We start from the raw sequence: 4,444 nt of genomic DNA, 5'->3' as shown, positions 1-4,444 counted from the left end.
CAGATGTACACCCACCAGGACCTCGCCCGGCTGCAGGCGCAATCGCTGAAAATGCAGGGCTTCATCCGCCAGCAGACCTATTCTCCGCAGAATGAAAAGACCCTGCGCCGGTTTTCCAGCTGGGAGGTCGCGGAGCTGATCTTCCGGGTGAACCAGTCGACCATGCGCGGGCGCCTGGCCGCCGACCCCACGCTGCCCCAGGGCACAGTCGAAGCGGACGGGCGCCAGCACTGGTACAGCCTGGAGGAAATCAACGAGTTGCGCCGGCGGCTGAAGGTGAACCGCAAATCGCTGATGCCCTACCGCCCCGCCGGCAAACGCGCGATGCGCGCCGCTATTGCCAACTTCAAAGGCGGTGCCGGTAAATCTACCGTGGCGCTGCACTTTGCCCATGCTGCGGCCCTCGATGGCTACCGCGTGCTCTGCGTGGATTTTGACCCCCAGGCGACGCTGAGCCATTCCATGGGCCTCAGCGACGTGGCAGAGGAGTACACCGTCTGGGGCATCATGGCGCGCGATCTGGCCGCGGAAACGGAGCGGATGAACCGCACGGCAAAGGGCGCCGAAAGCGGCACCGCCCTGCCACAGCGCCGCCTGCCCGCCTCGATCACGGACATGGGGCTTGCCGATCTGCGCGCCGCGGATTTCATCAAGCCCACGAACTGGCCCACCATCGATATCGTGCCCTCCTGTGCGAACGCGGCCTTTGTCGAGTTCGCCTCTGCGCAGTACCGGCATATGAACCCCGAATGGTCGTTCTTTGCCGCCGTTTCGCGCTTTCTCGACCAGTTGCCCGCAGATGCCTATGACCTGGTGCTTTTCGACTGCCCGCCTGCCATCGGGTACCAGTCGATGAATGCCGTTTTTGCCGCCGATATGCTCTATATCCCCTCCGGGCCCGGCTACTGGGAGTACGATTCGACCACGTCATTCATCGGTCAGCTGGCCGAAGCCCTGGAGGATCTGAGCCGTTTTTCGGGGCTTGTCCCCGCGGGGACAATGACCCTGCCCAAGGCCTTTCTCGACCTGCATTTCCTGCTGACCCGCTTTGAGCCCAACAATGAACTGCACCGTGCGATGCGGCAGGCATTTATCAAAGTTTGGGGCGATAGGGTCGCCGGGCACCCGATTGAGATGACCCGTGCAGTCGAGCAGTCCGGGCGCTTTTTATCGTCGATCTATGAAATCGATTACCGCGATATGACCCGTGAGACCTGGCGGCGCGCCCGCGCCTCTTTCGACCAGGCCTATGCGGAATTCCGGACGCATCTCTGTGTGGCCTGGGACAAACTGGAGGATGAGGCATGAGCAAACGACGCGTCTTTGACATCGACTTTGAGGACACCGCTGTCCCCGCGGGGACAGAACCGCCCGCCGCGACCCGGCGCGGCCCGATGGCGGCTGCCATCTCGGAAAACGCCGAGGCCGTGAGTGCCCGTCAGGCGACCGAAGCCGGCATCCGCGAGGAGAACGACCGCCTCGCACATGAGTATATGAAGCTCAAGAAAAACGGGCAGATTACAGGGCTCGTGCCGGTCGGGATGATCCGCATGGACAAGCTGACACGTGACCGCTCCGCCACCCGTGATCCCGAATTGCAGGAGCTCAAGGATTCGATCCGCGCCGTGGGGCTGTCCAACCCGATCCGGGTGGAGGAAACGCGTGACGGTTTCGAGCTGATCCAGGGCTTCCGGCGGCTCAGCGCCTTTCGCGAACTGCTGGCCGAAACGGGGGACGAGGCCTTTGCGCGCATTCCGGCCACGCTGCAGGCCAAAGGGGAGGACCTCAGGAATCTCTACCGCCGGATGGTCGATGAAAACCTTGTGCGACGCGACATTTCATTTGCCGAGATGGCGCAGCTGGCGATCAGCTATGCGGGACAGCGCGGTATGGATGTGGGTGAGGCAGTAGACCGGCTCTATGCCTCGGCGGGGCGGCAGAAACGGGCTTATATCAAGAGTTTTGTGCATCTGCTGAGCTGCGTTGGCGATGCGCTGAAGTTCCCCGAATCCATACCGCGCGCGACCGGTCTGGGGCTGGTGAAACTGCTTGATGCCAATCCGCGGTTCGCAGGCCAGCTGCGCGCGGTGCTCGACAGCCAGCGTGACCGGGATGCCACGACAGAACTGAGCCTGTTGCGCGGCGCTGTGACGGGGGGTGCGGGCAAGCCGAAAAAGCCCAAAGCTCCTGCCCCGAAATCCTCCGCGCGGACCACGATCAAGCTCAACCGGCCCGAAGGTGTGGCACGCTGCACGGCCTCAGCGGGCAAATTCGAGGTGCTGCTGGATCATGATTTCGGTGCGGTCGATCCGCGGCGGCTGGAACTCGCCGCGCGCGCGTTTCTGGATCAGCTCAAAGACTGATCTGCGAGGAACGTAAGGATCAGACCGGCCACCTCCTCCGGTGCTTCCTCATGGGCCAGGTGTCCGACGGCGGGCATGCGGATAAGGCGCGCACCCGGGATCCTTTCGGCGGCCCGTACAGAGACCTGCGGCGGCACGGCCTTGTCCTTCTCCGCAGCAATCAGCAACACCCGCGCGGTGATTTGCGGAAGATCGCGTAACAGGTCCGCGAGCGACCAGTGCGCCATCATCATCAGCGTGGCATCTGCATGATCCCGGTTGCCTACCAGACGGCCGTAAAGCTGCAGCCCTTCAGAGTCTAATTCAGAGCCTGTACCGCGTATCAGAGACTTCACACGCGCCGGATTGCCGGAGGCTGCGGAGAAGATCTGTGCGGTAAACGGCACGGCTGCGAGCATCTTGGCCAGCACCGGGAAAAGCACCCCGGCAAGGCCTTCGAAGTTGTCGAGAGCGGCGTTGATGCCGACCACATCCGGTGCCTGTCCCCGCGGGGACAGAAGCCGCTGTGAGAGCCGCAGAGCGAGCGCTGCACCCGCTGAATGACCGATGATCGCGGCGGGTGTCCAACCCTCCTGCTTACACAATGCCGCCACGTCCTCGCTCATCGGCTCCAGACCGCAGCGGTGGCGGGCGCCAAGCTGTGTGAACCCCTGCCCCGGCAGATCGATCGCCACCACGTGATACTTTGTGCTGAGCAGCGGGATCAGATCGCGGAAACTATGCGTGCTGCCGCCGGCGCCATGCAGCAGCAGCAGCGTGTCGCCATGACCGGTTTCCTGCACATGCCAGCGGTGCGGCCTGCACAGCACCTGCCGCGAGAGGGCCACGTTGGGCCAGTCAGAGGGAGGCGGCCAGCGCACAGGCCGCTCAGGCGTCCAGAGCGGCGCTCACAGCGCCGGTGAGCCGCTCTGCATTTGCCCGGGGCAGCGCAAGATACGGAGCGTTCAGATGCCCTGCCAGGGTGCGCAGCGCCTCCTGCGGGCGGTTGGACATATCAATCACCAGGGCGGCCGTGCCGCGCGCCCGCAACACCGCCGTCATTTGCAACGCATCGGCGGCTGCGGCGGCCCGGTCCGGCGCGCCATCAAGTGCTATGTTCGCGCGTCCGTCCGTGAGCAGCACGACGGTGGGTGTAAGCCCGCGCGCGCGGCTCTGTTCCGCCAGCTGCGCGGCCTGTTCCAGCCCCGCGGCCAGGGGTGTGCCGCCGCCGCCGGGCAGCCCTGCGAGCCGGCGTTTGGTCTGTACCAGAGAGCGGGTGGGTGGCAGCATCAGTTCAGCGCCGGTGCCGCGAAACGAAATCAGCGCCACGTGATCGCGCGCTGCATAGGCCTGAGCCAGCAGAAGCTCTACCGCTCCCTTGGCCTCGTTCAGCCGCGAAACAGCCGCGGAGCCTGATGCATCCACCGCAAATATCAGCAAACGATCGGACATTTCTTCATAGCGCCGCACCCGGATGTCCGCAGGCCGGATCAGCAGACCGGGTGTGTCGGGCTGTGCCTGCCGGCGCAACGGTTGCCAGGGGGCAGCAGCCCGCAGGGTCGCCACCAGATCAATCCGGGCGCGTCCGTCGAGACGCCCGGGACGAGAGGGAAGGGGGCGGCCGCGCCGGTTGCCTTTGCGTGCTTTCCCGGCGCCGTTTCCGGTGGCGCGGGCCACTGTCCCCGCGGGGACAAGCCCGGCGAGCAGGTCTGCGGGCAACAGTGCCTTGACCGCATCGACGAGCATATCGCCGTCAGGCAGAGTATCCGGCTGGCCATCGCTACCGCTCTCATCCGGTGCGCTTTCGGGCGGCGGGGGCGGGGTGTCGTCCTCTGCCGCCGGCTCTTCGGGAAAGGTCGTTGCGCGCTGCGGATAAACGAGGGTCGCCGCAGCGTTCAGATCGTCGTCCGCAACCGTGCGGCGCCCGCTGAAGGCAGCATGGCAGCGGGCCAGTCGCACGGCCATCGAAGGTGCCCGAAGATTATCGATGCCAAAGCGGGCGGCCAGCGTTGTCAGCGCGTCGATCTGGTCCGGCGCGATGGTCACATCCGCAGGGTCGCAGGCCTCTGTCCCCGCGGGGACAGGTGCCCAGCCGGGAGGCA

General features: G+C 65.2%; 4 protein-coding genes. 2 read left to right on the top strand and 2 right to left on the bottom strand.

Annotated features, from left to right (window positions below; all coding sequences use genetic code 11):
- The first annotated feature begins 3 nt into the window (after positions 1–3).
- Together Q0M35_RS17565 and Q0M35_RS17560 are read left to right on the top strand one after the other, a co-directional pair.
- The gene (locus Q0M35_RS17565; protein ID WP_295317553.1) at positions 4–1,308 is read left to right on the top strand and encodes an AAA family ATPase; all 1,305 of its coding nucleotides are present in this window, start codon (positions 4–6) and stop codon (positions 1,306–1,308) included.
- Positions 1,305–2,363: a ParB/RepB/Spo0J family partition protein gene (locus tag Q0M35_RS17560; protein ID WP_295317552.1), complete on the top strand. Its 1,059-nt coding sequence runs from the start codon at positions 1,305–1,307 to the stop codon at positions 2,361–2,363. The genes Q0M35_RS17565 and Q0M35_RS17560 overlap by 4 nt, the downstream gene beginning before the upstream one ends.
- On the opposite strand, the gene bchO is transcribed toward Q0M35_RS17560, so the two are convergent.
- Positions 2,348–3,223 (bottom strand): alpha/beta fold hydrolase BchO, encoded by an 876-nt coding sequence (gene bchO, locus Q0M35_RS17555; RefSeq protein ID WP_295317551.1) that lies wholly within the window; start codon positions 3,221–3,223, stop codon positions 2,348–2,350. The two genes, Q0M35_RS17560 and bchO, sit on opposite strands and share 16 nt — an antisense overlap.
- 7 nt (positions 3,224–3,230) lie before the next feature.
- Positions 3,231–4,444: VWA domain-containing protein (locus Q0M35_RS17550; RefSeq protein ID WP_295317550.1), on the bottom strand; the 1,214-nt coding region annotated here is incomplete at its 5' end.

Source organism: Roseobacter sp. (genome assembly GCF_024639605.1).
In the GTDB taxonomy this organism is placed as follows: Bacteria; Pseudomonadota; Alphaproteobacteria; order Rhodobacterales; family Rhodobacteraceae; genus Roseobacter.
Note: the sequence above shows the minus strand (reverse complement) of the source record. Positions and strands in the feature narration are given on the sequence as shown.

Coding starts and splice junctions, on each gene's coding strand:
- Q0M35_RS17560 (WP_295317552.1), top strand. CDS start 1,305: ATGAGCAAACGACGCGTCTTTGACATCGACTTTGAGGACACCGCTGTC.
- Q0M35_RS17565 (WP_295317553.1), top strand. CDS start 4: ATGTACACCCACCAGGACCTCGCCCGGCTGCAGGCGCAATCGCTGAAA.